The organism is Streptomonospora salina (genome assembly GCF_014204715.1).
Classification (GTDB): domain Bacteria; phylum Actinomycetota; class Actinomycetes; order Streptosporangiales; family Streptosporangiaceae; genus Streptomonospora; species Streptomonospora salina.
In genome coordinates this window covers 368,279-392,263 of record NZ_JACHLY010000001.1, presented here as the reverse complement: position 1 = coordinate 392,263, position 23,985 = coordinate 368,279, and the positions used below count along the sequence as shown (strand labels likewise).

22 protein-coding genes are annotated in these 23,985 nt (G+C 72.4%); 12 read left to right on the top strand and 10 right to left on the bottom strand.

The genetic code is table 11. The features are described 5' to 3' along the window. The first annotated feature begins 10 nt into the window (after positions 1-10). A complete protein-coding gene (locus tag HNR25_RS01805; RefSeq protein WP_184632882.1) occupies positions 11-1,381 on the top strand; it encodes a sodium/glutamate symporter in 1,371 nt (456 codons plus the stop codon). Positions 1,382-1,534: 153 nt separating this feature from the next. On the opposite strand, the gene HNR25_RS01800 is transcribed toward HNR25_RS01805, so the two are convergent. Continuing rightward, positions 1,535-4,558: a glycosyl hydrolase gene (locus tag HNR25_RS01800; RefSeq protein WP_184632880.1), complete on the bottom strand. Its 3,024-nt coding sequence runs from the start codon at positions 4,556-4,558 to the stop codon at positions 1,535-1,537. 267 nt (positions 4,559-4,825) lie between these two features. Here HNR25_RS01800 and HNR25_RS01795 point away from each other — a divergent pair, with 267 nt between their 5' ends. Together HNR25_RS01795 and HNR25_RS01790 are read left to right on the top strand one after the other, a co-directional pair. Continuing rightward, on the top strand, positions 4,826-5,254 hold the full coding sequence (locus tag HNR25_RS01795; RefSeq protein WP_184632878.1) for a nitroreductase/quinone reductase family protein: 429 nt from the start codon (positions 4,826-4,828) through the stop codon (positions 5,252-5,254). A gap of 475 nt (positions 5,255-5,729) precedes the next feature. After that, the gene (locus HNR25_RS01790; RefSeq protein WP_221457406.1) at positions 5,730-6,875 is read left to right on the top strand and encodes a hypothetical protein; all 1,146 of its coding nucleotides are present in this window, start codon (positions 5,730-5,732) and stop codon (positions 6,873-6,875) included. A 103-nt stretch (positions 6,876-6,978) separates the two neighbouring features. On the opposite strand, the gene HNR25_RS01785 is transcribed toward HNR25_RS01790, so the two are convergent. From HNR25_RS01785 to aztA, 6 genes are all read right to left on the bottom strand, one after another. Next, entirely contained in the window at positions 6,979-8,220 is a 1,242-nt protein-coding gene (locus HNR25_RS01785) for a styrene monooxygenase/indole monooxygenase family protein (protein WP_184632876.1), read from the bottom strand. Between the two features lie 49 nt (positions 8,221-8,269). After that, a complete protein-coding gene (locus tag HNR25_RS01780; RefSeq protein ID WP_184632874.1) occupies positions 8,270-8,890 on the bottom strand; it encodes a GTP-binding protein in 621 nt (206 codons plus the stop codon). Next, the gene (locus tag HNR25_RS01775) at positions 8,868-9,212 is read right to left on the bottom strand and encodes a DUF742 domain-containing protein (RefSeq protein ID WP_184632872.1); all 345 of its coding nucleotides are present in this window, start codon (positions 9,210-9,212) and stop codon (positions 8,868-8,870) included. The genes HNR25_RS01780 and HNR25_RS01775 overlap by 23 nt, the downstream gene beginning before the upstream one ends. A 31-nt stretch (positions 9,213-9,243) precedes the next feature. Next, positions 9,244-9,687: a roadblock/LC7 domain-containing protein gene (locus HNR25_RS01770; protein ID WP_184632870.1), complete on the bottom strand. Its 444-nt coding sequence runs from the start codon at positions 9,685-9,687 to the stop codon at positions 9,244-9,246. After that, positions 9,684-10,919 carry a sensor histidine kinase gene (locus tag HNR25_RS01765; protein WP_184632868.1) on the bottom strand — a complete coding sequence of 412 codons (1,236 nt, stop codon included), beginning with the start codon at positions 10,917-10,919 and terminating at the stop codon, positions 9,684-9,686. Before HNR25_RS01765 ends, HNR25_RS01770 begins: the two co-directional genes overlap by 4 nt. A gap of 323 nt (positions 10,920-11,242) precedes the next feature. Beyond that, entirely contained in the window at positions 11,243-12,013 is a 771-nt protein-coding gene (gene aztA, locus HNR25_RS01760; protein WP_184632867.1) for a zinc ABC transporter ATP-binding protein AztA, read from the bottom strand. A gap of 53 nt (positions 12,014-12,066) precedes the next feature. On the opposite strand from aztA, the gene aztB reads away from it, so the two are divergent. From aztB to aztC, 3 genes are read left to right on the top strand one after another with little or no spacing between them, the layout of a single operon-like run. Continuing rightward, positions 12,067-12,984, top strand: a complete 918-nt coding sequence (aztB, locus tag HNR25_RS01755; RefSeq protein WP_184632864.1) for a zinc ABC transporter permease AztB — start codon at positions 12,067-12,069, stop codon at positions 12,982-12,984. Continuing rightward, a complete protein-coding gene (locus HNR25_RS26365) occupies positions 12,981-13,103 on the top strand; it encodes a hypothetical protein (protein ID WP_281387408.1) in 123 nt (40 codons plus the stop codon). Before aztB ends, HNR25_RS26365 begins: the two co-directional genes overlap by 4 nt. Beyond that, the gene (aztC, locus tag HNR25_RS01750; protein WP_184632862.1) at positions 13,097-14,092 is read left to right on the top strand and encodes a zinc ABC transporter substrate-binding protein AztC; all 996 of its coding nucleotides are present in this window, start codon (positions 13,097-13,099) and stop codon (positions 14,090-14,092) included. The genes HNR25_RS26365 and aztC overlap by 7 nt, the downstream gene beginning before the upstream one ends. A gap of 265 nt (positions 14,093-14,357) precedes the next feature. Here aztC and HNR25_RS01745 read toward each other — a convergent pair whose 3' ends face one another. Beyond that, positions 14,358-14,978, bottom strand: a complete 621-nt coding sequence (locus tag HNR25_RS01745) for a LysE family translocator (protein WP_246463498.1) — start codon at positions 14,976-14,978, stop codon at positions 14,358-14,360. Positions 14,979-15,078: 100 nt separating this feature from the next. Here HNR25_RS01745 and HNR25_RS01740 point away from each other — a divergent pair, with 100 nt between their 5' ends. Further along, positions 15,079-15,564 (top strand): Lrp/AsnC family transcriptional regulator, encoded by a 486-nt coding sequence (locus tag HNR25_RS01740; protein WP_184632860.1) that lies wholly within the window; start codon positions 15,079-15,081, stop codon positions 15,562-15,564. 163 nt (positions 15,565-15,727) lie between these two features. Here the strand turns inward: HNR25_RS01740 and HNR25_RS01735 are convergent, their stop codons facing one another. Together HNR25_RS01735 and HNR25_RS01730 are read right to left on the bottom strand one after the other, a co-directional pair. Next, positions 15,728-17,098, bottom strand: coding sequence for an MFS transporter (locus tag HNR25_RS01735; RefSeq protein ID WP_184632858.1), 1,371 nt, complete (start codon positions 17,096-17,098; stop codon positions 15,728-15,730). A 298-nt stretch (positions 17,099-17,396) separates the two neighbouring features. Then, positions 17,397-18,188 carry a DeoR/GlpR family DNA-binding transcription regulator gene (locus HNR25_RS01730; RefSeq protein WP_184632856.1) on the bottom strand — a complete coding sequence of 264 codons (792 nt, stop codon included), beginning with the start codon at positions 18,186-18,188 and terminating at the stop codon, positions 17,397-17,399. Positions 18,189-18,352: 164 nt separating this feature from the next. On the opposite strand from HNR25_RS01730, the gene HNR25_RS01725 reads away from it, so the two are divergent. From HNR25_RS01725 to HNR25_RS01705, 5 genes are all read left to right on the top strand, one after another. Next, positions 18,353-19,048: an HAD family hydrolase gene (locus HNR25_RS01725; RefSeq protein WP_184632854.1), complete on the top strand. Its 696-nt coding sequence runs from the start codon at positions 18,353-18,355 to the stop codon at positions 19,046-19,048. Continuing rightward, positions 19,048-20,826 carry a dihydroxyacetone kinase family protein gene (locus tag HNR25_RS01720; protein WP_184632852.1) on the top strand — a complete coding sequence of 593 codons (1,779 nt, stop codon included), beginning with the start codon at positions 19,048-19,050 and terminating at the stop codon, positions 20,824-20,826. The genes HNR25_RS01725 and HNR25_RS01720 overlap by 1 nt, the downstream gene beginning before the upstream one ends. 7 nt (positions 20,827-20,833) lie before the next feature. Continuing rightward, positions 20,834-21,286, top strand: coding sequence for an RpiB/LacA/LacB family sugar-phosphate isomerase (locus HNR25_RS01715; RefSeq protein WP_184632850.1), 453 nt, complete (start codon positions 20,834-20,836; stop codon positions 21,284-21,286). A gap of 100 nt (positions 21,287-21,386) precedes the next feature. Further along, positions 21,387-22,439, top strand: a complete 1,053-nt coding sequence (locus HNR25_RS01710) for a 2-hydroxyacid dehydrogenase (protein WP_184632848.1) — start codon at positions 21,387-21,389, stop codon at positions 22,437-22,439. Continuing rightward, the gene (locus HNR25_RS01705; RefSeq protein ID WP_184632847.1) at positions 22,436-23,896 is read left to right on the top strand and encodes an FGGY-family carbohydrate kinase; all 1,461 of its coding nucleotides are present in this window, start codon (positions 22,436-22,438) and stop codon (positions 23,894-23,896) included. Before HNR25_RS01710 ends, HNR25_RS01705 begins: the two co-directional genes overlap by 4 nt. Positions 23,897-23,985: the final 89 nt, after the last annotated feature.

Sequence of the window (23,985 nt, the reverse complement as noted above, 5' to 3'; positions counted from 1 at the left end):
AAGGAGCGCTATGTTCCCCACCGACGAAGTCTCCGGCGACACCGTCACCGCACTTCTGTTCGCCCTCACCGTGCTGGGCCTGCTCATCCTCGCCGGAGTACTGCTGCGGCTGCTGTTCACCCCGCTGCGCAGGCTCTTCATCCCGGCCGCGCTGATCGGCGGCGTTCTCGGCGCCGCCCTCGGGCCCTATGGCGCCGGCCTGTTCCCCGAAGGCATGACCGCCACCTGGTCGACGCTTCCGGGAATCCTCATCACCGTGGTGTTCGCGCCGATGCTCATCGGCGTGCGCATGCCCAACGTGCGGCAGAGCTACCGGCTGATCGCGCCGCAGCTGCTGTTCGGCTACATCGGCGACCTGCTGATGATCGGTGTGCCGATGCTCGTGTGCGCGGCGGTTCTGATGCCTTTCTGGAACGTGGACGCCATGTTCGGCACCATCGTGGAGATCGGCTGGCCGGGCGGCCACGGCACCGCGGGCGGGATGGCCCCGGTCTACTCCGACCTGGGGTGGGCCGACGGCGGAGCGCTCGCGCTTGCCGGTGCGACCGTCGGCCTGGTGTTCGGCATCGTCATGGGAATGGTGCTGATCAACATCGGCGCCCGCCGCGGCGACGTGCCCCACGCCGGGGGCGCAGCCGCTACCCGCGACCTGCTCAGCGGCGACGAACGCCCCGGCCTGGGCCGGGTCACGCTGAACAAGGACCTCGTCGACGGACTCGCCTTCCACGGTGCGCTCATCGCTGTGGCGGTGTTCATCGGCTGGATTCTGCAGTCGGCACTGGAGCTGGTCGTGCCCGGCATGCCGCTGTTCCCGCTGGCGATGATCGGCGGTGCCGTCGTGCAGGCGGTGATCGGGCGGACCCGGATCGCCGACGCGGTGGACCCGGGCAGCCTGCGCGCGATCCAGGGCGCCGCGCTGGACCTGCTCGTGGTCGCGGCCGTGGCGTCGGTCTCGGTGCCGGTGGTGCTGGCCAACATCGTGCCGTTGACCCTGGTCATGCTGGTTGCCGCCGCGGTCGCGGTCGCGTTCTTCTACTGGGCGGGCCCGCGGATGTTCCGCGAGTCCTGGTTCGAGCACGCCATCGTCAACTTCGGCACGCTGACCGCGGTCTCCTCGGTGGGCCTGATGCTGCTGCGCACCGCCGACCCCGACCTCAAGACCGACGCCGCCCGCGCTTACGCGCTGCGCGCGCCGTTCTTCAGCCCGGTTCTGGGCGGCGGCCTGATCACCGCACTGCTGCCGGTGCTCGCCGTCAACTACGGCGCCTGGGCACTGGGCGCCGGCGCCTGCGCGGCGGCCCTGCTGCTGGGCCTGCTCGCCCGGCTGCTGCGGATCTGGCAGAGCCCCGCCAAGGCGGAGAAGGCGGCGGCCTCGTCCTGACGCACCCGGTCCGCCGGCCCCGCTCTGCACCGAAGGGCGGGGCCGGCGGTTTCGGTCGGTCCGCCGCAGCGGGACGTCCTCGTTCCGTTCGACCGTGGCCCGATCCGCCGCCGACGGTCCGGGGCTCGGCCCCGGACCGCCGGCCGGGGCGGGCTACAGCTTGGCCTGTCCGTAGGGCAGCAGGCGGACCGGGCCCATCAGGCCCTGCTCCTGGCGGGGCACGTCGCCGTAGACATCGGGGCGGAACGCCCGCATGCGGTTGATGAGGGTCGTGGAGACCTCGACCTCGACGGTGTTCGTGCCGCGCTTCAGGCGGTCGCCGAGGTCGACGACCGGGGCGATCTGGTCGCCGGCGGGGACGGCGCCGCCGTTGACCCGCACCCGGTACAGGTCGCTGACCCGGCCCAGATCCAGGTAGGCGCCGTGCCCGCCGGTCCAGCCGTCCCCCAGCTCGACGGTGGCGGTGTAGCGCCCGATCCCCGAAACGTCGGCCAGGCCGTCGAGCTCGGTCCAGGGCGCCAACCCGTCCAGGTCCAGGTCGTGGGTGCGGATCGCGGTTTCGGCGGTCGCGTCGCCGGGCCGCCAGTCCTCGACCTCCAGGTGCCAGCGGGTCAGCTCCCGCCGCTCGCCGACCTTCGCGATCGTCGTGGAGACCGACCGGCCGTCGGCGCGCGTCGCGGTGTAGGTGCCCGCCTTCGCGGCCCGCGCTTTGGCGCTCTTGCCGACTACGTGCACCGTGTCGGCGTCGGTTTCGCTGAAGCGGAGCTTGCGCAGCTGCCCCGGCGGCGTCCCCTCCGACGCGCCGGCGGCGTCCTTGGCCCACTGCGGCCGGGCGAGGGCGATCACCGTCGAGGCCCCGGGCGCCAGTCGCACGCGCAGCCGGATTCCGCCGTCCTCGACGGTGTGCACCGGAATCGGGGAGACCGCGCCCGTCCACAGGTCGACGGCGAAGGGGTAGGCGTGGCGGACGTCCGTGGCGAAGACGGCGTCGTGGTCGACCTCGGTGTCGTCGGAGCCGTTGGTGAGGTAGTAGGCGTCCAGACGGCGGGAGCGCCGCCGGGCGTGCAGCAGCGGCGAGTCCTGGGCGTAGGAGACGGCCGGGGCGGCGTCGAGCGCGGCGATGCCGTCGGGGATGTCCTCCCGGGTGGCCACCCGGCGCACCGTGGGCTCGTCGAGCAGGGCCCGCACCGTCTCGCCCAGCTCCCCGGAGTCGCTCTGGTCCACGCCGGGCGGCTGCGGCGAGCTCCAGTCGCCCACGACCAGGATCCGCAGGCCCGCACGGGCGTAGCGCAGCAGTCGGCGGGCCGTCTCCAGCGGCAGGGTCGCCACCCGGCCGTTGAACGCGTCGCCTTCGAAGACCAGCAGGCGGTAGGCGGGGCCGTCCGGCGCCAGCACCCCGTCGTGCACGTCCGGATCGGTGATCTCCAGCAGGCGCGGGCTCACGAACTGGTGCGTCCAGCCCGCGCGCACACCCGCGTCGCTGAAGAAGGCGGCGCCGAATCCCGAGCCCGCATACCCCTTCTGCCGCAGGAAGGCGACGTCGACGGTGGAGGCGCCCCACTGCAGTGTGTGCTGGGCGCGGGCGAAGAAACCGGATACGGCGTCCACGTGCTGCCATGTGGGTTGGCGCGGCCCCCAGGACTCGCTGTAGCCGACGCCTCCGCTGTAGGGGGTGAAGGCGGCGAATCCGGGCCAGCGGGCGCCGGGAGCGTCGGCGTAGGAGAACCCGTGCAGAACGGCCTGGTTGACACCGGCGGCGTACTCCCGCCCGATCGTGCGCGCCGTCTGCTTCCAGGTGGTGCTGTAGGAGCCGCCGTAGACGGCGCCGGCCTCGCTGGAGAGCACGGTGTTTCCGCCGAGGTCGCGTCCGCCGGCGAGGCTGCGGAAGTCGTCGAGGTTGTTGAAGCCCAGGGTTTCGCCCTCGGGGATGTCGACCACGGCCGCCTTCGCGGCGGCGTCGGTCTCCAGTCCGTAGGGCTGGATGCGGTACTGCAGGCCGAGCCCGTGCGCCCACTCCGTGAGCGCGGCGGCGTGGTGGTCGATGTAGAGCTGGGAGAGGACGTCGTTGTAGTCGTCGATCGCGCGGCGGTCGGCGTCGGGGCCGTAGCTGAACACCTTGTCCTCGTGGGCGCGCACGAGCACCGGCAGGTAGGGCAGCGGGTCGTAGCCGGTGTGCTCCTCGAACGCGGCGGGCATCCGGGCTGTCCAGAGGGTCGCTTCGGTCTCCATCTCGATGGAGTCTTCGAACAGCGCACCTCCGGCGGGCCCCTTCAGCAGGCGGCGGATGCCGCCGGTGAGGATGTGCTCCTCCCAGAAGCCGGTGACCGCGCGGGTGCCTGCCCGGCTGAAGTGGTCGACGACGTAGGAGGCCGGCTCGGTGTGCGGGCCGGCCTCGGGGCGCTGGCCGCTGCCGCGCTCCCAGTAGGCGAGGAGCGCCCAGGTGCCGCCGCCGTCGGGAGCGGTCCACGACAGCCGCTCGCCGTCGGCCGAGGAGGTCAGGTCCACGAGCGTGTCGGGATCCAGGGAGCAGGGGGAGTCCCCGGGTGAAGCGCCCTCGGCCAGCCGCACCGCCTGCACGGCGAACAGGGAGCGCTCGCTCACCCCGTCGGCGGGGGCGACTTCGGGTTCGGGCAGCGGGCCGTCGACCTGTTCCCCGGCGTCGACGAACCGGGCGCCGTGGGCGAGTTCGCGCATGGCGGCGTCGTCCTGGGGCGTGATGGTGGGAACCGCCGCCGGCCATGCAGGGCCGATGGTGACGTCGACGACCACGCCGCGGCGTTCGGCGCGCGAGAGTGCCGCCTCCAGTGCGGTGCACCAGGATTCGGTACCCCAGCCCGAACCGGCGGGGTCGAGGTCCTGCTCCACGCTGTGGTGGACGTCGGAGATCTCCACACCGCCGAATCCGGCGTCGGCGATCTGGTCGATCTCGCGGCGGATCTCGGCGGGTTCGACCATCCCGTGGGGCCACCACCAGCGGAATTTCGCCTGGACGGCGCGCGCGGGGTCGGCCAGTCCGGCGGTGAGGTCGGCCTCGGCGGGGGCGGCGGCCGCGCCGGGCAGGCCGAGGGCGGGCTGGAGTGCGGCGGTGGTGCCGAGGGCGGCCCCCGCGCCGATGAACGAGCGGCGGGAGAAGCCCGAGCGGGGGCGGTGGGCGTCGGTGTCGTCGTGGGCGGGCATGGGCGCTCCTTCCCGCGCCGCCGAAGCGGCGAGGTCGTCGCGTGGGGATGGGCAGGGGGATGGTGCGGTGGCACGCGTCCATGGTGCGGATCACGTGACCCGCACCACTTAAAACGTTTCAGTGAAGTTACTGACAAATGAGGCCGATGATCAACTGTGTGGCCGGATTCGGCCAATTCGGAGGTGCTGTGTTGCGATGAGCGGGAGAGGTGCGGAGGCGAACGCGGGGTTGCGGCGCACTCTGGGGATAGGAACGTTTTACGCACCGTGGCGTTGCGGGACTTCGTCGTCGACGCGCGCGGGATCGCCCCGGATCACCTGGTCGTTCTCGAAGTGGCCGGCAGGAGCACGGGCCGGACCGTAGCCACGCCGCTGGTGATGGCCGTCGCCGGCGGGGAGAGGCACCTGGTGTCGATGCTCGGGGACGGGTCGAACCGGGTCCGCAACGTCCGCGCGGCTGGCGGTAGCGCGGTGCTGCGCCACGGCCGCCGCGAGGAGGTGCTCCTCGCAGAAGTCGCCGCGGAGCACCGCGCGCAGGTGCCGATGACCTATCTGCAGCGGGCGCCCAACGCCGGAGTGCACCTTCCCGTGAGCGCCGGCTCCCCGCTCGCGGAGTTCGCGCGCGTGGCCCACCGGTTCCCCGTGTTCCGCGTAACCGCCCCGCCGGTACAGGCGCTCGCCGGCGAGGAACCGTAAACCGGGAATCTGATCCCCCCGTGTTCGACGCTGCGAAGCACGGGGATTCCGGGAATCAGCGGATCCGCGCACGGAACGGAACCAGGACGGTCCGCGGATCCGAAGAGGCGGTTTTCGCTGGAGTCTCACCTGCACCATATGCCTCTGGGGCGTTCTTCGTTGCGCGGATTTATGTCGCTTCCCCGGGGTTGCCTGATCCGCACCGTGGCCGGGATGCTCGTGCTGTGCTTCCGGGTTCTGCACGAGTTGCGAGGAGGATACTCTGACCGGGACAGCCGAAGTGTTCAGGAATCTGGTACGTAGGTCTACGATCGCGATCGATTCCGATCCCGGGTTGGCCGGGAATATGCAAGAGGCAGTGGACGAGGACGATGATCGGAAAAGGGAACGCGGTCGCGAACCGCGGCGCCGGAAACCGGGGCTGCGGGAGCTTCCGTGGCGGGAACAGGACGACGTCCGGCTCGCACCGTTGGACATGCTCCACACACTGGGCCTCTCCATGGCCCTCGCGCACCAGGGGGCGGCGCGCGGGATGGCCGAGCACTGGGCCAGCCTGACCTACCTCCAGGCTTTGACGCAAAACGAGTACGGCTACCTCGGGCTTTCTTCCGAAGGACGGGAAACCGTCGGACAGCACCGGGCCGTCCAGGCCCGGGAGCTCGGGAACGGTATAGGACTCGCGCTGGCCGGGATCGTGCTGCGCCGACGCTATCCCGACCACCGTGTCTCGCTCGTTCCCGCCGATACCACGCTCCTCGCCGGATGGTCGACGCTCTCGCCCAGGCATGATGCGCAGCCGTGGAGATTCCGCCCCGAGTTCTTCGCCGAAATCTGGCGCCCGGGTGATTCGTCGTTGATCGTCCCCATTGTGGGCAGGGCGAACCACGCCTCCGGATCCAAGGCGTCGTATCAACAACTCGCTGCCGCTTCGGCGCACGTCGAGGCCGTGCATATCGGGGAGTGGAACGAAACACCCGGTATGGTCTTCAGTTCCGCGTTGCTTCCGCGGAACGGACCGCTCACCGTCCATGCGCTGCACGCCGAAGGTGCGGGGGGATGGCTGGGCATACCGGCGCCGAGTGATCTGGACCAGCGGTTCAGGGAAGGGAACGGTCCGTGGGTCATCCGACCGCCGCAGGAGGGTGGAACCGAACCTCCGACCGTTCCCGGATACCACCTTCGGCCGGAGGACTTCCCGTGGTTCCGGCGGGTTTCCGCCCGTACCGCTGCCGCCGGGCTGGCGGCCTTCGTCGGATCCCCTGCCACGGTCACCCGCTATATTACGAATCGCCAGGGCAGAAAGCGTTTCGGGGGCCATGTGCACGCCGTGCTGGGGAGTAACCGGGGCATCCGCAGGGTGATCCGGGGCATCGGCGTCGTCGGCACCGACCACGTCTTCCGGCTCAACGGGACACGTGTAGAAGCCTTCTCCGGGGTGGCCGAGCCCTTATTCGGCCATCTCGAACGGGGCGAGGTGGAACGGTATCGCCGCGAGGTGTACGCGCTCCGCGGCAGCTGGCCCGGAACGGGCTTGGACCGCGGTACGTGGAACGGCCCTGTCTCGGTGCACGAGGACGGTTCCGTGCTCGCCATCCGCAGACTGCCGATCGACGGCTCCTGATTTCGGTGGTCGTCCCGACCGGTCGGGCGGTCTTCACCGCTTCCGGGAACCGCAGCGGTGAAGACCGCCCGACGGACGGGCTGATCGGGCCGGCGACTGTGGTTCAGGGGGCGGAGCCGCCGTCCACCGAGGCGAGGTAGGCGTCGGCGCTCCCGGCGTCCATGAACCAGTCCCGGAAGGTGGTGGGGTCGGTGTAGCCCTTGGCGAAACGGTAGGCGACCGCGTCGTTGTCCGCCGCGGCCGCGAGGACCCGCTGCACGTGGTCCGGCAGCGGGCCCAGCATCATGTTGGTGAAGTCGGTGACGTGGCGGGCGTAGGACCAGTAGGCGTCGAAGGTCTCCTGCATCCACTGCGGGTCGAAGGGCCGGTCGCCGCGCTCCAGGATGGCCCGGTGGTAGATGTCGGCGCAGTGCGCGGCGTTGTTGGCCCCCTGGCCGGTGACCGGGTCGTTGGCGACGACCACGTCGGCCATGCCCAGCACGTGCGAGGCGGCCGACAGCCGCCCAACCGGGTGGCGCACCACCGGTGCGTAGCCGCCGACGAGGGTGCTGCGCTCGTCGGTGGGCCGGGCGTCCGTCGCGCGTTCGTACTCCCAGGGCACGTAGCGCCGCATCAGGTCGAGGGTGCGCTCCAGGTGCGCCTCCGGGCCGGGGCGGTCGTCCCAGCAGTCGAAAGGCCCTCCCGGGACCGCTTCCCACAGCAGGATGTCGGCGTGGCCCGTGGTGGTCAGCCCCGGCATGAAGAACAGTTCGCCGATCCCGGGGAACGCGGCCATGCGCACGTGGTGCTCGGGGTAGTCGGGCCGCGGGGTCATCCCGCGCACGTAGATGCAGGAGAGCTTGCGCTGGAGCGTGTCATAGGGGGAGCGGGAGGCGTCGCGTTCGAACACGTCGACCAGATCGCCCTTGCCCGCCGCGACGACGGTCAGGTCGTAGAGCGCCGTCAGGCCTTCGAGCTCGGAGGTGACGGCGCCGTGGTAGACGACCTCGCCGCCGCGCTCCTCGAACAGCTCCAGCCATCCGGCGGTCTTCACCCGCTGGTCGACCGACTGGGCGTAGGAGTCCCAGCGGCCGACGAAGCCGAACGCGATGTCGCCGGGCGGGTCCGAGACGGTCGCGCGCTGGGCGACGATCCGCGGGGCCCGGTCCTCCCACTGGTTGAGGCCGTGCCGGCGCTCGACCTCCAGGGCCGGATGGAACATGCACTGGGTCGACATGATCCGCCCGCCGCGGATCTCCTCGGGGGTGCGCGCCGACATGACGGTGACCTCGTACCCCGCGCTCTGCAGGCTGAGCGCGAGCTGGAGCCCGGACTGCCCGGCGCCGACGATGAGGATTCTGCGCATTGCCGCTTCTCCTGGTTCCCTCGGTACGACTGGATAGGGCCGGTGTGGCTCAACGGACGGCGTGCCGGCTTCCGACCGGTTCTTCCTCGCCCGGTGCGGTGCTGCGCATCGTGTGGGTCAGCGAGGACGTGAGCGTCTGGACGACCGACCGCCGGTCCCGCGCATCGCAGGACACCATCGGCACGTCGGCCGACAGCCGGAGCGCGTCGCGCACGTCGGCCGCCGCGTGGCTCTGCTCGCCGTCGAAGAGGTTCACGGCCACGATGAAAGGGACGTCGGAGTCGTTCTCGAAGTAGTTGACCGCGGCGAAGGACACGTCCAGCCGGCGGGTGTCGACGAGGACGACGGCCGCGCTGGCACCGCGGCACAGGTCGTCCCACATCGGCCAGAAGCGCGCCTGCCCGGGGGTGCCGAAGAGGTACAGCACGAGGTCTGCGGACATGGTGATGCGGCCGAAGTCCATAGCGACGGTGGTCGTCGTCTTCCCGTCGCCGCCCGCCTCCGGGTCGACGGTGCGTGAAGCCTGGGTCAGCCACGCCTCGGTGTTGACCGGCGGGATCTCCGACACGGCACCGACCAGGGTGGTCTTCCCGGTGCCGAATCCGCCGGCGACGACGATCTTGGCCGAGGCCGGATGCGGCGTTCGCTCAGGCGAGTTCGTAAAGCCCATCGATGACTCTCTTCAGCAACCGGGGGTCGTAGGGGGAGGGGTAGGCGTCGGGGTTGACGACCAGCCGTTCGCGGGCGGCCATGTCGCCGATGAGCACCCGCGTGACCCCCAGTGACACCCCGCAGTGCGCCGACAGCTCGGCGACCGACTGCACGGCCGAGCGCGCGCGCTCGTAGAGGGCGCGCCCCTCGGGGGGAAGCCGGTGGGAGTAGCCGGGATCGTAGTCGGGCACCGCGATGAGGGTGTGGACGAACAGGCGGTGCCGCGTTCGGGTGCGTCCGCCGGTCAGAACATAGGGGCGCACCCATGGATTGACCGTCATAGTGGCTCTCTCGCAGTGGTTGCGGCCGGATTCACGACACGCCCCGGCTCATGGACAGTCCGCGAAGGTCGTCGCGCAGCTGCGGGGTCAGGACGTGGCCGACGCTTTCGACGAGCTGGGTCATGCGATGGGCGACCACGCCGAGGTTCGCGCCGTCGCGGGCGAGGACGGCCAGTCCCGCGAGGTTGCCGATACCCATGAACAGGAAGTGCCCGGACGGGAACTTCAGCATCACCTGGTCGCACCCGGGCTCGCCCACCTGGTGGGCGATGTTGGTACCGAGGCTGATCAGGCCGCTGATCATGGCCGCCATGGGGTCGGCGGTGTCGGCGGGTATGTCGCCGGAGGTGATCAGCGGCAGGCCGTCGGAGGAGACGATCAGCGCGTGGGAGACCCCGGGGGTCTGCGCGGTGAAGTCGTCGAGCAGCCAGCCGAACTCCTGGGGTTCGCGCGGCTGGGCGGTGCCGCCGTTCATCGCCCCTCCTCCTCGTCGTCGGTGTGTCCGCCTGCGGGTGGTGCTGTGTCGCGGCCGGTGGCAGACGCGCCGGCCGAGAAGGCGCTGAGGTCGTCGGCGAACGACGCGCCGCCGTGGCCGCCGGCGGCGCCGTCTCCGGTCAGGGGGCGCAGCGCGCCGCTGCGGTCGCCGCCGTCGCGCAGGCTCTTGCGTTCGCGGCGCGGCAGCCCGCCGGCGGTCGGCCGCTCGGGCGGCGCGGGGTCGGGCGGCGGGGCGTTCTCGGGACCGACGGGGCCGGGTGCCAGGGTCAGGTGGGCCGGTCGGGCCGCGGCGTCGGCGGGTGGGGGAGGAGAGGGATCGGACTGCGGCCGCCCGTCGCCGGCGAGTTCGCCGACGGCCGGGGCGGGCGCCGGCGGGTCGCATACGAGGTGGGCGGGCAGCGACACCACCGCCGTGGTGCCCGACGGTCGGGAGGAGTCGGTCGGGGGGCGGCTGCTGAAGGTGACCGAGGCGCCATGGCGGTGCGCGAGCCGGTGCACGACCGGGAAGCCGGTGTGGCGGGCCGCGTTCCGGTCCAATGGCGGGACGGCGCCGCTCATGGTCGCGTTGAGGGTGCGTACACGCTGCTCGCCGAGGCCGATCCCGGAGTCGGCGATGCGCACGACCACGCCGCCGGTCTCGGTGGGGTGCACGCCGACGTCGACCGTGCCCGGCGAATAGCGGGTGGCGTTGTCGAGCAGCGCCGCGATCATCGAAGCGATGTCGTCGGCCGCGTAGGAGGGCACCGCCAACTCGGCGACGGCGGCGATGCGCACGCGCGCGTAGGACTCGATGGAGGAGGCCCCGATGCGGACGACGTCCAGCAGCGATGCGGCGTCGCCGCCGGTCTCGTTCTCGTCGCGGTCGACCAGTACCCGCAGATCGCGGGCGGTGCGCCGGATCATGGTCAGGGCGTGGTCCACCTCGTAGAGCCGTCGGAGGCGCTCGGGGTCGTCTTCGTCGTGCTCCAGCCGGTCGATCTCGCTGCGCTGCTGTTCGGCCAATACCAGCACTTGCAGGGCGAACCGGTCCATGAGTCCGGTGAGGGGGGCGGTCGGGTCGTCGCCCGCCCCCGCCGCCGGTGCGGGCGGGGCCTGCGCGGCCGGCGCCGCAGCGGAGAGCGGGGACGTGGCGGGCGCCCCGGCGGAATCGGCCTGTGCCGGGGCGGGAGGCGCGGGCGCTGCGTCGCGCCGGCGCCGGAGTAACCTGATCATGGTCGTTTTCCCAGGGGAGGACGGCACGATTCCGTGTGCGGAACTCGGCGGCCTAGTGGTGTCGGATTTCGCGTTCGCGGTCGGAGAATGCGGCGAGGGGCGGGAACGTGCGCCGCGCCGGGTATGGGCCGGGTTCGGGGCGGTGCGCCGTCGGCGGCAAGGGTTCCACAATTCGGCGCACAGGAGAACCTGTCGTGTCGCGATTGTGGATTTATGCGCCTGAAGAGGGTTAGATCGATGCAATATCCCGATTGCCCGAAATTGAGTTGTCGGCGCTAACGGCCGTCGGCACGCCCGGATTCGTGCGACGCCGTTTTCCGTGATCAGGGATGCGCGGCGGCCGAGCGCGCCGGCGGATGCGCGGTGGTACGCCGGTCCGGGGGCGCGCTCGGCTCCGGGCCGGCGTCCGCGCCTGCCTCCGGATCCGGAGCGGGAGCGCGGTCGGGGCCGTCCCCGCCGACGAGGCGGCCGCCGTGCAGGTGGAGGCGGTAGTCGGCCCGGCGTGCGGCCTCGGGGTCGTGTGTCGCGTGGACGACGGTGGCCCCCTGCGCGCGCAGTTCCTCGAGGATCCCGGGGATCTCCCGCTGCGTCGCGGCGTCCAGGCCGGTGGCGGGCTCGTCCAGCAGTAGCAGGTCGGAGTGCTGAGCCAGCCCTTGGGCGAGCAGGGCGCGCTGGCGCTGGCCGCCGGAGAGGCCGCCCAGCGGGCGGCCGGCCAGCGCGGTGAGGCCCAGGCGCCGCATGGAGGACGCGACGATCGCCCGGTCGCGGGCGGCGAGCGGGCGCCACGGTCCCCGGCGGGCCCAGCGTCCCATGGCCACGGTGTCGCGCACGGTGACGGGAAGGGCGTCGGATACGGCGCTGTGCTGGACGACCAGAGCCGGCCGGGCGGTGTGGAAGCGTTCGACGGCGCCCGCTGCGGGGACGTGCACTCCGGCGACGACGCCCAGCAGTGTCGACTTGCCCGAACCGTTGGCTCCCAGCAGCGCCGTCACCCGCCGGGCCGGAATCCGGGCCCAGACCTCGTGCAGGACGGTCGCGGCGCCGTAGGCGGCGGCGACTCCCCGCAGTTCCACGGCGGCGTGGGTGGTGTGCATCGCTTGACCCCCATATTGACAACGATAATCGTTTTCATTGTACGGTCATCCGTATGGACTGGTTGACCGAACCCTTCGCCGCCGCCTTCGTCGCCCGCGCCCTGTGGGCGGGCATCCTGGTCTCCTGCGCGTGCGCACTGGCCGGAACCTGGGTGGTGCTGCGCGGTATGGCGTTCCTCGGCGACGCCATGGCGCACGGCATGCTGCCCGGCGTGGCGCTGGCCTCGCTGCTGGGCGGCAGCCTGTTCCTCGGCGCGGCCGCCAGCGCCGTCGCCATGGCGCTGGGCGTCGCCGCCGTCACCCGCTGGTCCCGCCTGTCCCAGGACACCGGAATCGGACTGCTCTTCGTCGGAATGCTCGCCCTCGGCGTGATCATCGTGTCCTACGCCCAGTCCTTCGCGGTCGATCTGACCGGGTTCCTGTTCGGCGACGTCCTGGCGGTGCGCTCCGGCGACCTCGCCTTCCTCGCCCTCGCGGCGGCCGCGGCCGCGCTCGTGGCGCTGCCGGGCCACCGCGCCTTCGTCGCTCTGGCCTTCGACCCCCGCAAGGCCCGCACCCTGGGGCTGCACCCGCGCCTGGCCCACACCGCGATGCTGGGGCTGATCACCCTCGCGATCGTCGCGTCCTTCCGCGTCGTCGGAACCCTGCTCGTCTTCGGCCTGCTCATCGCGCCTCCGGCGGCGATGGCGCTGTGGGCGCGGCGCATCCCGGCGATCATGCTCGGCGCGGCGGCGCTCGGTTCGGCCGCGACCTTCTCCGGCCTGCTCGCCTCCTGGCATCTGGGCACCGCGGCGGGCGCGACCATCGCCGCGGCCGCAGTGGCCCTGTTCTGCCTGTCCGCCGCCGCTGCCCGCGTCCGCGACCTGTACCCCGGCGCCGCGGCGGTTCCCGACCTCCCGGGTCCCCCCGAACTCCCCGAAGCACGGTCCCCCCGGACCGAACCGGAACAGGAGCACGAGTTCACACGATGATGTTCGCGAAACGAACCAGAGCGGCCCTCGACGCCGCCGCGGGCGGGCTGCTGGCGCGCCTGGCTCGCACCTTCGAGCTCGGATTCAGCCCCGACCTGATGGTGGAGACGGGATGGTGAGCGCGGCGGCCGTGCGGGCGCGGCTCCCGTTCGCGGAGCGGATCCCGCCCCGGCCCCGGCGCCGTCGCTCCAGGCGCGCGGCGGCCGCGCTGCCTGCGCTGCTGCTCCTTCTGGCGCCGGCCGCGCTGTCGGGGTGCGGCGCCTTCGCAGCGGAGCGCTCCGGCATCGTCGTCACCACCGACATCCTCGGCGACGTCGTCCGCAACGTCGTCGGCGACCAGGCCGACGTCACCGTACTGATGGGGCCCGAGACCGACCCGCACTCCTTCAGCGTCTCCGCGCGCCAGGCCGCCCGGCTCCAGGACGCCGAGCTCGTCGTCTACAACGGGCTGGGCCTGGAGGAGGGCGTGCTGCGCAACGTCGAGACCGCAGAAGAGGCGGGTGCCCCCGCCCTCGCGGTCGCCGAAGGCGTCGACCCCGTCGATTTCTCCGCCGGGGACACCGCCGGAGAGCCCGACCCGCACTTCTGGACCGACCCCGTACGCGTCGGTAGGGCCGTCGGACTCGTCGCCGACGCGGTGGCCGGCGAGGTCGACGGGGCCGACGCGGCGGCCGTGCGCGCCAACGCCGGGGACTACCGCGAACGCGTGGCCCGGCTGCACGAGTACGCCGAGGAGCGCTTCGCCGAGATCCCGCCCGACCGGCGCAAGCTCGTCACCGACCACCACGTCTTCGGCTACCTCGCCCGGCGCTACGGCTTCGAGGTCGTCGGCGCGGTCATCCCCAGCGGCACCACGCTGGCCTCGCCGAGCAGCTCGGATCTGACGTCCCTGGCCGACACCGTGCGCGCGGCCGGCATACCGGCGGTCTTCGCCGACTCCGCACAGCCGGACCGCCTCGCACGGGTGATGGCCGAGGAGGCCGGGGTCGACGTCGCGGTGGTGCCCCTGCACTCGGAGTCCCTCACCGCGGAGGGCGGGGGAGCCCCGACCTATCTGCGGATGGCGCGGTCCAACACCGACGCCGTCGCCGGAGCGCTCACCGGCTGAGGCGCCTCGCCCACCCCCGGCCCCCGTACGAAAGGGCGGCTCCTGCCGCCCCGTCCCCATGAAGAAACGGGCGATACGGCGTATGTGACCGGCCCCGGCGCGAAGCGGATCTACGCCGTCGACCCCGCCTCGGGCGAGGTCGAACGCGAGGCGGAGCTGCCCGAGGCGTCCAACGAGCTCACCGGAGTGTGAGCCTGCGCAGTGACGGGGCCGCGCAGCGGTCCGGTCGCGGGACCGGACCGCGGCCGGCCCCGCGACCGCGGTTTCACAGCAGACCGGCGACGGCCGCCAGACCGAGCGCGGCCAGGGCGGCGCCGGCCCCGGCGTCGACGGTCGAACGCACACCCGGTCGGCGCAGCACCGGGCCCAGCGACCCGAGCGCGGCGATGTAGAGGGTCCACCACGCGCCGGCGCAGGCCACGACCACCGCCCCCATCACCACCGTCTGGGCGAAGACCGGTTCGCCGGCGACCAGGAACTGCGGCATGAACGTCAGATAGAAGACGAGCGCCTTCGGGTTGAGCACGTTGTTGAGGAAGCCCTGGACGAAGGCCGACCCGGCCTTGCGCGGTGCGGCGGCCTCGGCGGGCGGAGCGGCGCGGTTGCGCCACGCCGCGACGACGAAACCGGACCCGAGCAGGAACAGGTACACGCCGCCCGCGACGCGCAGCACGGATGCCAGCACGGGATCGGCCGCGACCGCCGCAGCGAGTCCGGCCGCCGCCAGGGTCAGAAACGCAAGGCCGCCGCAGATCCCCGCGACGGTGTACAGGGCGCCGCGGGTTCCGTTGGCGACGGCGCTGCGGGTGACGAGTACGAAGTCCGGACCCGGAACGACCAGCATCAGGATCACGGTCGTCAGGAAGACGGGCAGGTGGGCAACCATCGCCTGGCCAATCCTCGGAAGCGAACAGAGAGCGAGGGAACAGGATTATTCTCGTTCTCCATCCGAGTTGGTGGCAACCATTTCGCTTAGACTTCGGGGTATGAACGAACCTGCCGAACTGGATCCGGTCGATCTCCGGATTCTCTCCGCTCTGCAGAACAACGCACGGCTGCTCAACAAGGAGCTCGCCGCCACGGTCGGCGTCGCGCCCTCGACGTGCCTGGACCGCGTCAACCGCCTCCGCGAGAGCGGGGTCGTCACCGGCTACGGAGTCGACGTCGATCCGGCCAAGCTGGGGCGCCCGCTGCAGGCCTTCCTCTACATCCGCGTCCAGCCGCACCGCAGCGCCCTCGTCGACCCGTTCGTCGAGCACGTCCTCGGACAGCCGGAGACACGGGGCCTGTGGCACCTCACCGGCGCCGACGACTTCATGGTCCACGTCGCCACCGAGGACGCCCATTCGCTCCAGCGGCTCGTCCTCGACGCGTTCACCGCCCGCGAGGAGGTGACACGGGTCCGCACCAACCTGATCTTCCAGCACTGGGCGGGCCGGCCCCTGCTGCCGCCGGAGACCGGCACCGGCTGACCGGAGTCCGGGCCGCCACGGAGAGCGCCGTGCCGCGGTGGGCGTCCGGTTCGGCCAGGCGCGCCGTGACCGCCGAGCGGTACCGGCGCGAACCGTCTCCGGGGGAGACGCGCGCGGCCCGCCCGCGGCGTTTCGCGGGCGGGCCGGGGGCGTCCGGGGCGGGTCAGACGGTTTCGGCCCGGGCCGCCAGGCGCTTCTCGCCCGGGTCGCTCGGGTCCTTGAGCCGCGTGGAGAGCACGGCGACGCCCAGGTACAGGCAGCTGAAGATGACCGCGACACCGCCGCCGCCGACGAGGGGGTAGGCCAGGGTGACCACCATCGGGCCGACGAAGGCGGCGCCGCCCGCGCCGAAGTTGAGGATCGCCAGGGAGGCGCCCTTGTCCTTGTGCTGCACCATCGACGGCATCAGAGCCGAGAGCGGGACGAATCCGGCCAGCAGGACGCCGTAGAGGCAGCCCAGGGCGATGGCAACGGCGAAACTCTCCGTGGCCATCGCGGTGAAGTACCACAGCGGTGTGGCGACGGCGCAGCCCAGGCAGCCGAACACCGTCACCGTGCGGCGCCAGCCGAAGTAGTCGCCGAAGACGCCGAAGAACAGGTTGGCGGCGATGTTGGCGCCGTAGGCGGTCGCGGTGAGCGTGGCGATCTGGGCGACGCTGAGGAAGCCCTCGTTGGCACCGGCGCTTCCGAAGGTGAACGGGAACATCGCGAAGAACCCGTACTGCGGTGCGGTGTTGACGATGCGCACCAGCCCGCCGAACAGCGTGCGGCGGTCGCGCCAGAGGATGTCCACGCCTTCCAGCAGCCGGCGGTAGCTCCGGGGTTCGGCCACCGACGCGTCGGCGATGGGCTTGAGGCCGCTGGGTTCGCGCACTGCGAAGGAGCCCAGGAGGCCGCCCGCGGCGACCAGCACCAGCGACAGGATGAGCGTGTCGTAGAGCGTGAAGCCCAGCGGACCGATGGCGAGCGCCGCCACACCCGCACCGAGTGTGGGCAGGCCGCCGGTGAAGGCGAACCAGAACCAGCCCGCGACCGAGCCGCGCATGCGTGTGGGGCTGGTGGTCTGCGCCCATACCAGGAAGGCGAAGGCGAAGAGCGGGTAGGCGAAACCGCGGATGCCGTAGGTGGTCACGATGAACGCGAAGTTCTGGGACGGGATGGCGGCGAACAGGAAGATCGCTTCGAAGACGACCCACCACGCGGCGCCCAGCCAGATGACGCGGCGCGGGCCCCAGATCGCCGAAAGGGTGCCCGACAGCCACGACGCCACCATCACGGCGACCCCGTAGACGGTGACGGTGGCGAAGGTCGCCTGCTCGCCGGCCAGTCCGCCGCCGTCGGGCTGGGTCAGGTAGTCGGTGAGGTAGCTGATCTCGACACCGTCGCCGACCATGTAGATCAGCACGGCGACGAAACCCCAGAAGAGCGGCTTGGGGATGCCGATGCGCTCGATGCCGCGCAGCGGTCTCGATTCGGGGTCGGGCTGGCTGGCAGGCGGATGCTGCGGCTGGCGTGAAGTCGCCGGCTCGTTCATGGTCTCTCCTCGCAGGGGGTGGGATCCGCCCGCGGCGCGGAGCCAGAGAGAAACCGCAGGCCCGGACTCGGCCGGCGCCCGGGTGCTCCCGGTGCGGGCGGATTGGCGGCGCCCCGCCCCGCGGGCCGGGTGCCGGGCGGTGCGCAGGCGTGCGGAGCTGCGCCCGCACCCAAGCCGAAGGCCTGAATCCCCCGTACGGCACCGTGATCCGCATCGAACGCGGCCCGCAGGTGATCCAGGTCTCACCTTCGCCACAGAGAGAACATAACCTGCGTGAAATTAACACGCAATACGTTATCTAGTGTTTCGTCGAAGCGACCTCGACCTCCACCCGGTCCCGGAGTTCGGCCAGCAGGGCGGCCTCGACGCCGTCGTCGACGATCACGCGGTGGAAGGAGTCCACCGGCGCCAAGTGGTGCAGCGCGGTACGCGGCATCTTGTCGGAGTCCATGAGCAGCACTTTGGTCGAGGCCGAAGCGAGCATGGCCCGCTTGACCACGACGATCTCCTGCTCCTGGTGGTAGGTCATCGCCGCGGTCATGGCGGAGGTGCTGATGAAGGCGGTGTCGACGTTGACCGAGGCGATCGCCTCCGTGCAGGGCAGGCCGTTGAAGGAGTCGTGGGTGCGGAAGTAGTCGCCGCCCAGCGCGATCAGCCGGACGTCCTTCATCGCGCACACTTCGTCGATGGTCCGGCGGTAGTTGGTGACCACGGTCAGCGGGGCGAGCGGCTCCAGAAGCGCCGCGAGCTGCAGCGCGGTGGTGGAGTCGTCGAGCATCACCGAGTCGCCCGGATCGATGAGCTCCGCGGCGCGGGCGGCGATGGCGCGCTTCTGCTCGATGCGCGCGTTGAGGCGGTACTCGGCGTCGCTCTCGAAGACCGTGGAGGGCTGGGCGGAGACCCCGCCGCGGAACTTGCGCAGCAGGCCGCGCCGCGCGAGCTCGTCGAGGTCGCGATGCACGGTCATCACGCTGACGCCGGTGAGCTCGGCCAGTTCGACCGCCGTGGCCGAGCCCTGTTTGGCGACGAACTCGGCGATGGCCTGCTGGCGAGCTTCCTGGGGGCGGGTATCGCCGCGTCGGGTGCTCATGGGACCCCTGTCCTCGAAGATCTGCCGTCTGCTGGACGCTGTGCTGCTCGACAGACGCTATCGGAGCGTTTCCGGCAGCAGAGGTAACACGAAGGCATGGTCGAATAACGTCGATCGTGTTAAATTAACGCCATCGATGTCATGAAGGTGGATGAGAGGACGCGATGAGCAGCAGACTCAGCGCCGTGGTGTTCGACCTCGACGGCGTACTGATCGAGAGCGACCACCTGTGGGAAGAGATGTGGTCGGACTACGCCGCCCGCCACGGCGCCCGGTGGTCCTCCGAGGACACCGCGACCGTGCAGGGCATGAGCTCCCGCGAATGGTCGCACTACCTCAACCGGATGGCAGGGGCCGCCGAGAGCGAGGCCGACACCGAACGCTCCGTCGTCGACGGCATGGTCGGCGCTTTCGAACAGGGGCGCGTGGACCTGCTGCCCGGAGCGCGCGAAACCGTGCAGGCCGTCAGCGCCGAGGCCGACATCGCGCTCGCCTCCTCCGCACCGCGCCGGCTCATCGACGCCGTGCTGCGCGGCCACGCCCTCGACGACAGCTTCTCCGCGACCGTCTCCAGCGCCGAGGTCGAGCGCGGCAAGCCCCACCCCGACGTCTACCTGGAGGCGGCCTCGCGGATCGGGCATCCGAGTAGCGACTGCGCGGCGGTCGAGGACTCCTCCAACGGCATCAGGGCCGCCTACGCCGCCACGATGACCGTGATCGCGCTGCCCAACCCGGCCCCCGGCTACCGCCCGGCCCCCGACGCGCTCGAAATGGCCGCGGAAGAGGCCGGCGACCTCGCCGACGTCCGCGACCGCCTCCTGCGGCTGCTCGGCCGCACTCAGGCCCAGGGGAGCAGCTGATGCCGTCGGTCGAGGACCCCGCCGCTTTCAAATCCTCGTGGATCCGGGGCCTGGTCGGCTCCTACTCCCGGCTCGTCGCGCCCGTTCCCGACGCCTACGGCGTGATGAGCGCCCGCTCGCCCGAGCAGGGCCGCGTCAGCGTCGTCATCGGCGGCGGCTGCGGCCACTACCCGGCCTTCGCGGGACTGGTGGGGCCCGGCCTCGCCGACGCGGCCGTCGTGGGCGACGTGTTCACCAGCCCCAGCGCCGAACAGGTCTACCGCACCGCGAGCGCGGTGGACGGCGGTGCCGGCGTGTTCTTCGGCTACGGCAACTACTCCGGGGACGTGATGCACTTCGGACTGGCCGCCCGGCGGCTGGCCGCCGAGGGCGTCGACTCCCGCACCGTGCTGGTGACCGACGACGTCGCCAGCGGTTCCGCCCAGGACAGCGCACAGCGCCGCGGAGTCGCCGGCGGCTTCTTCGTCTTCCGGATCGCCGCGGCCGCCGCGGCGCGCGGCTACGACCTCGACGGCGTCGCCCGGGTGGCGGCCCGCGCCAACGCCATGACCCGCACCTTCGGCGCGGCCTTCAGCGGGTGCACCCTGCCCGGCCGAGACGAGCCGCTGTTCACCGTGCCGGCGGGGACCATGGAGCTGGGACTGGGCATCCACGGCGAGGCCGGGCTGCGGCGGGTCCCCGCACAGGATCCGGCCGGACTCGCCGACGTGCTCGTCGAAACCCTGCTGCCCGAGCTGCCCGAGCCGTCCGGAGCCGGCGGCCCGCGCGCTGCGGTGCTGCTCAACGGACTCGGCCAGACCCCCTACGAGGACCTGTTCATCTGCTACGACCGGGTGCACCGCCGCTTGGCCCAAGCGGGCATCGCCGCGCACCGCCCCGAGGTGGGCGAGTTCGTCACATCCCTGGACATGGCGGGACTGTCACTGTCGCTGATGATCCTCGACGACGAACTGGCCGACCTCTACGGCCAACCGTGCCAGAGCCCGGCTTACACCATGGCGCCCGACGCCGAGCCCGCCGTCCCCCGGAGCCGCCCCGCACCCGGCGCCGACGTCGGCACCGCCGTCGGCCCCGAGCACACCTCCGCGACGCAACCGGCCTCCGGCGGCGCCGCGGCCGAGGCGCTGGCGGCCGCGCTGGCCGCCGTGGAGTCCCAGGAGCAGGAACTGGGCCGGCTCGACGCGGTCGCCGGAGACGGCGACCACGGCCAGGGCATCGTGCGCGGACTGCACGCGGCCGCCGCGGCGGCCCGGACCGCCGGACCCGGCGACGACGCCGAGGCGTCGGGCCGGGCGCTGCTGCTGGCGGGAACGGCCTTGGCCGACGCGGCCGGCGGCGCCTCGGGGGCGCTCTACGGACTGTTGCTCACCGAGATCGGCGGCGGGCTGGCCGAGGCCGGGCCCGTACCGGTCACGGCGAAACTGATCGCCCCGTCGGTCGAGGCCGCATTCGACGCGGTGTGCGAGCTCGGCGGCGGCGCCCCCGGCGAGAAGACCATGCTCGACGCGCTCGCCCCCTTCCGCGACACCCTGGTCGAGCACGCGGCCGCCGGCGCGCCGCTTGCGGCCGCGTGGTCGGCGGCCGCCGACGCGGCCACCGGCGCCGCCCGCGCCACCGCCGACATGCCCGCCAAACGCGGACGCGCCGCCCGCCTGGGCGAACGCGGCCGGGGCCACGCCGACCCCGGAGCCACCTCGCTGGCGCTGATGGCCGCGGCCGCGGCCGACGTCCTCAGCGCCCGCAGCACCACCGCCGAATCCGACCCCGAAAGCCGGTGAACACGCTGTGAAGATCGCCGTCGCCGCCGACAGCGCCGGGGTGGCGCTGAAGGACGAACTGAGAGACCTGTTGCGCGCGGACGGACGCATCACCGAGGTCCGCGACCTCGGCGTCCCCGATGCCGCCGACGACCGGGCCTACCCCCTGCTGGGTATCGCGGCCGCCGAGGAGGTGGCCGCGGGCGAAGTCGAACGCGCCGTTCTGGTGTGCGGCACCGGAATCGGCATGTGCATCTCGGCGAACAAGGTCGCCGGGGTGCGCGCTACCGTCGCCCACGACTCCTACTCCGCCGAGCGCTCGGTCATGTCCAACGACTGCCAGGTGCTCACCATGGGAGCACGGGTGATCGGGCCGGAGTTGGCGAAGCGGATCGCCACCGAGTGGATCGGCCACGTATTCGACCCCGGCTCCGCGAGTGCGGCCAAGGTCGCCCGCATCAGCGACTACGAGCAGGCCTGAGCCGCGGCGGGCGGCCGCATCGGGCCGACCGCCGATCCCGGCCCCGCCGATCCCGGCCCCCGACGGGGCTCCGACCGACCGAACGTGAAAAGGAGCCGACATGCGAGTACTGGCCGCGGGCGACCACTTCGTGAGCCCGGACCTGCTGGTGGCCGCCTTGGAAGAGGAGATCGGCGACGGCCCGCCGGCGGCGCCGCAGGAAGCCCGGCTGAAACTGCCCTGGCCCGTCGAGCCGTTCGGCCCCGTCGGCGGGGTCGAGGAGGCGAGCGGGACCGAGGAACAGATGATCGAGGCCCTGCGCGGGGCCGAGGTCTGCATGACCCAGATGGCCCCGGTGACCTCGCGGGTCATCGACGCCTGCCCCGACCTGGGCCTGGTGTCGGTGTGCCGGGGCGGGCCGGTCAACGTCGACCTGGAAGCCGCCACCCGCGCCGGTGTCGCCGTGACCTACGCCCCCGGCCGCAACGCCACCGCCGCCGCCGAGTACGCGATCGCGATGATCCTCGCCGCGCTGCGCCGGGTGCCCGCGGCCGACGCCGAACTGCGCGAGGGCCGCTGGCGCGGCGATTTCTACGCCTACGATCAGGCGGGCGTGGAGCTGCGGGGCACCACGGTGGGTCTGGTGGGCTACGGTGCCATCGGGCGGATCGTGGCCCGCATCCTGCGTGCCTTCGAAGCCGAGGTGCTGGTCAGCGACCCCTACACCGACGAGAGCACCGCTGCCGAGGACGGCGTTGGACTGGTCGGGCTGGAGGAGTTGCTGTCCGCGTGCTCCGTTGTCAGCCTGCACGCACGGCTGACCGAGGAGACCCGCGCCATGATCGACGGCGACCGGATCGCCCTCATGCCGCGCGGAGCGGTTCTGGTGAACACGGCGCGCGGCGGCCTGCTCGACCACGCCCCGCTGCCCGAAGCGCTGCGCAGCGGCCGCCTGGGCGCGCTGGCACTGGACGTCTACGACGTCGAACCGCCGCCCGCCGACTGGCCGCTGCGCGGGCTGGACAACGTGGTCACCACACCGCACCTGGCCGGGGCCACCCGCCAGACCGCCGAGCGGGCCGCTCGTATCGTCGCCGGCGAGGCGGGGCGCTACCTGCGCGGGGAACCGCCCCGCCACCTCGCCAACCCCGAGGTCCGGGAGGTGCACGCATGATCATCGGCGTCGACGTGGGTACGACGGTGACCAAAGCCGCCGTCTTCGACCGGGACGGCCGGGCGGTGGCCGAGGCCGACGAACCGACCACGCTGCACCGCCCCGGCGGCGCGCGTGTCGAGCAGGACCTGGACGAAGTGCTGGCGACCGTCTCCTCGGTGGTGCGCAAGGCCGCCGCCACGCAGTCGGAACCGGTCACCGCCGTCGCCCTGACCGGCCAGGGCGACGGGCTGTGGCTGCGCGACGCCGACGGCCGCCCCACCCGGCGCGCCGTCTCCTGGCTGGACGGGCGCGCCGGCCCGCTGGTGCGGCAGTGGTACGACGACGGCACCATGGGCAGGGTCCACGGGCTGACCGGACAAGGGATGTTCCCGGGCGCGCACGGACCGCTCCTGGCGGCCCTGGACCGCGAGGAGCCCGAGACGCTCGGGCGCTCCGCGGTGGCCGGCTACTGCGTCGACGCGATCGTGCAGCAGCTGACCGGCGAGATCACCGTGGACGCCTCCGACGCGTCACTGCCCTTCCTGGACGTCGGCACCCGCACCTACAACTCCGATGCGCTGGAGCAGTGCGGTGTCGCCCACCGGCGCGGACTGCTGGCCGAACCCGCCGAGCCCCATCGCCTGTTCGCGCTGGACGGGCGCGGCGCCGGGCTGCTGGACCTGCCGGAGCAGACCCCCGTCACCGGAGGTCCGTTCGACCTGCCCGCCTGCCTGCTGGGCAGCGGCCTCAGCGAGGTCGGCGACGGGCTGCTCACGGTGGGCACCACCCTGGCCTGCCAGGTGATCGCCGACCGGGTGAGCGTGGAACCGGACGCCGAACCCGCGGGCATGTGGCTGTGCACCGACCGGCCGGACCGGTTCTCGCGCGCGATGCCGGCCATGGTCGGCACGGCGGGCCTGGACTGGCTGCTGGACCTCCTCGGGCTGGGCATCGACGATGTGGAGACGCTGCTCGAAGCGAGCCCGCCCGGTGCCCGCGGCGTGTCGGCCCTGCCGTTTCTGGCGGAGTCGGGCGAGCGGGCTCCGTTCGTGGACCCGTGGGCTCGCGGCCAGCTCACCGGCGTCAATCTGGGCACCGAGCGTGCCGACGTCGTCCGCGCGGTCTGCGAGAGCATCGCGTATGCGGCCCGGCACTGCCTGGAGGCGGCCGGGTTGAGCGGCGACCTCGCCGTCTGCGGCGGCGGAAGCCGGTCGCGGGCGTGGATGCAGGTTTTCGCCGACGTACTGGGGCGGCCGGTGATTCTGCCTTCCGACGACGCGATCGGCGTCCGCGGCGCCACCGCCGCGGCCTGGCGCGCTCTGGGGGAGGCACCCGACGAGGCCCGGTGGCTCGCCCACGGCGAGCGGATATCGCCGCGTCGCGCGACCAGCGCCCGCTACGCGGAGGGCTACGCACGCTACCGGGCGCACCTGGACAGCGCCCGCCGCCTCTGGGCTTCGGACGCGCCCGCCTGACCCGGACCGCACGGTCTCGGCCGTGCGGCGGGAAGAGCCGGCGCACCGCCCGGGTTCGGGGCGGTGCGCCGGCGAGCGGGGCCAGGAGT

What these genes read in the sequence shown, in the direction of transcription:
- HNR25_RS01790 (WP_221457406.1), top strand. Translation starts at nt 5,730, where the DNA reads ATGCTCCACACACTGGGCCTCTCCATGGCCCTCGCGCACCAGGGGGCG.
- HNR25_RS01720 (WP_184632852.1), top strand. Translation starts at nt 19,048, where the DNA reads ATGCCGTCGGTCGAGGACCCCGCCGCTTTCAAATCCTCGTGGATCCGG.
- aztA (WP_184632867.1), bottom strand. Translation starts at nt 12,013, where the DNA reads ATGCACACCACCCACGCCGCCGTGGAACTGCGGGGAGTCGCCGCCGCC.
- HNR25_RS26365 (WP_281387408.1), top strand. Translation starts at nt 12,981, where the DNA reads ATGATGTTCGCGAAACGAACCAGAGCGGCCCTCGACGCCGCCGCGGGC.
- aztC (WP_184632862.1), top strand. Translation starts at nt 13,097, where the DNA reads ATGGTGAGCGCGGCGGCCGTGCGGGCGCGGCTCCCGTTCGCGGAGCGG.
- HNR25_RS01780 (WP_184632874.1), bottom strand. Translation starts at nt 8,890, where the DNA reads ATGGGCTTTACGAACTCGCCTGAGCGAACGCCGCATCCGGCCTCGGCC.
- HNR25_RS01705 (WP_184632847.1), top strand. Translation starts at nt 22,436, where the DNA reads ATGATCATCGGCGTCGACGTGGGTACGACGGTGACCAAAGCCGCCGTC.
- HNR25_RS01725 (WP_184632854.1), top strand. Translation starts at nt 18,353, where the DNA reads ATGAGCAGCAGACTCAGCGCCGTGGTGTTCGACCTCGACGGCGTACTG.
- HNR25_RS01765 (WP_184632868.1), bottom strand. Translation starts at nt 10,919, where the DNA reads ATGATCAGGTTACTCCGGCGCCGGCGCGACGCAGCGCCCGCGCCTCCC.
- HNR25_RS01735 (WP_184632858.1), bottom strand. Translation starts at nt 17,098, where the DNA reads ATGAACGAGCCGGCGACTTCACGCCAGCCGCAGCATCCGCCTGCCAGC.
- HNR25_RS01710 (WP_184632848.1), top strand. Translation starts at nt 21,387, where the DNA reads ATGCGAGTACTGGCCGCGGGCGACCACTTCGTGAGCCCGGACCTGCTG.
- HNR25_RS01740 (WP_184632860.1), top strand. Translation starts at nt 15,079, where the DNA reads ATGAACGAACCTGCCGAACTGGATCCGGTCGATCTCCGGATTCTCTCC.
- HNR25_RS01785 (WP_184632876.1), bottom strand. Translation starts at nt 8,220, where the DNA reads ATGCGCAGAATCCTCATCGTCGGCGCCGGGCAGTCCGGGCTCCAGCTC.
- HNR25_RS01770 (WP_184632870.1), bottom strand. Translation starts at nt 9,687, where the DNA reads ATGAACGGCGGCACCGCCCAGCCGCGCGAACCCCAGGAGTTCGGCTGG.
- HNR25_RS01805 (WP_184632882.1), top strand. Translation starts at nt 11, where the DNA reads ATGTTCCCCACCGACGAAGTCTCCGGCGACACCGTCACCGCACTTCTG.
- HNR25_RS01730 (WP_184632856.1), bottom strand. Translation starts at nt 18,188, where the DNA reads ATGAGCACCCGACGCGGCGATACCCGCCCCCAGGAAGCTCGCCAGCAG.
- HNR25_RS01800 (WP_184632880.1), bottom strand. Translation starts at nt 4,558, where the DNA reads ATGCCCGCCCACGACGACACCGACGCCCACCGCCCCCGCTCGGGCTTC.
- HNR25_RS01775 (WP_184632872.1), bottom strand. Translation starts at nt 9,212, where the DNA reads ATGACGGTCAATCCATGGGTGCGCCCCTATGTTCTGACCGGCGGACGC.
- HNR25_RS01745 (WP_246463498.1), bottom strand. Translation starts at nt 14,978, where the DNA reads ATGGTTGCCCACCTGCCCGTCTTCCTGACGACCGTGATCCTGATGCTG.
- aztB (WP_184632864.1), top strand. Translation starts at nt 12,067, where the DNA reads ATGGACTGGTTGACCGAACCCTTCGCCGCCGCCTTCGTCGCCCGCGCC.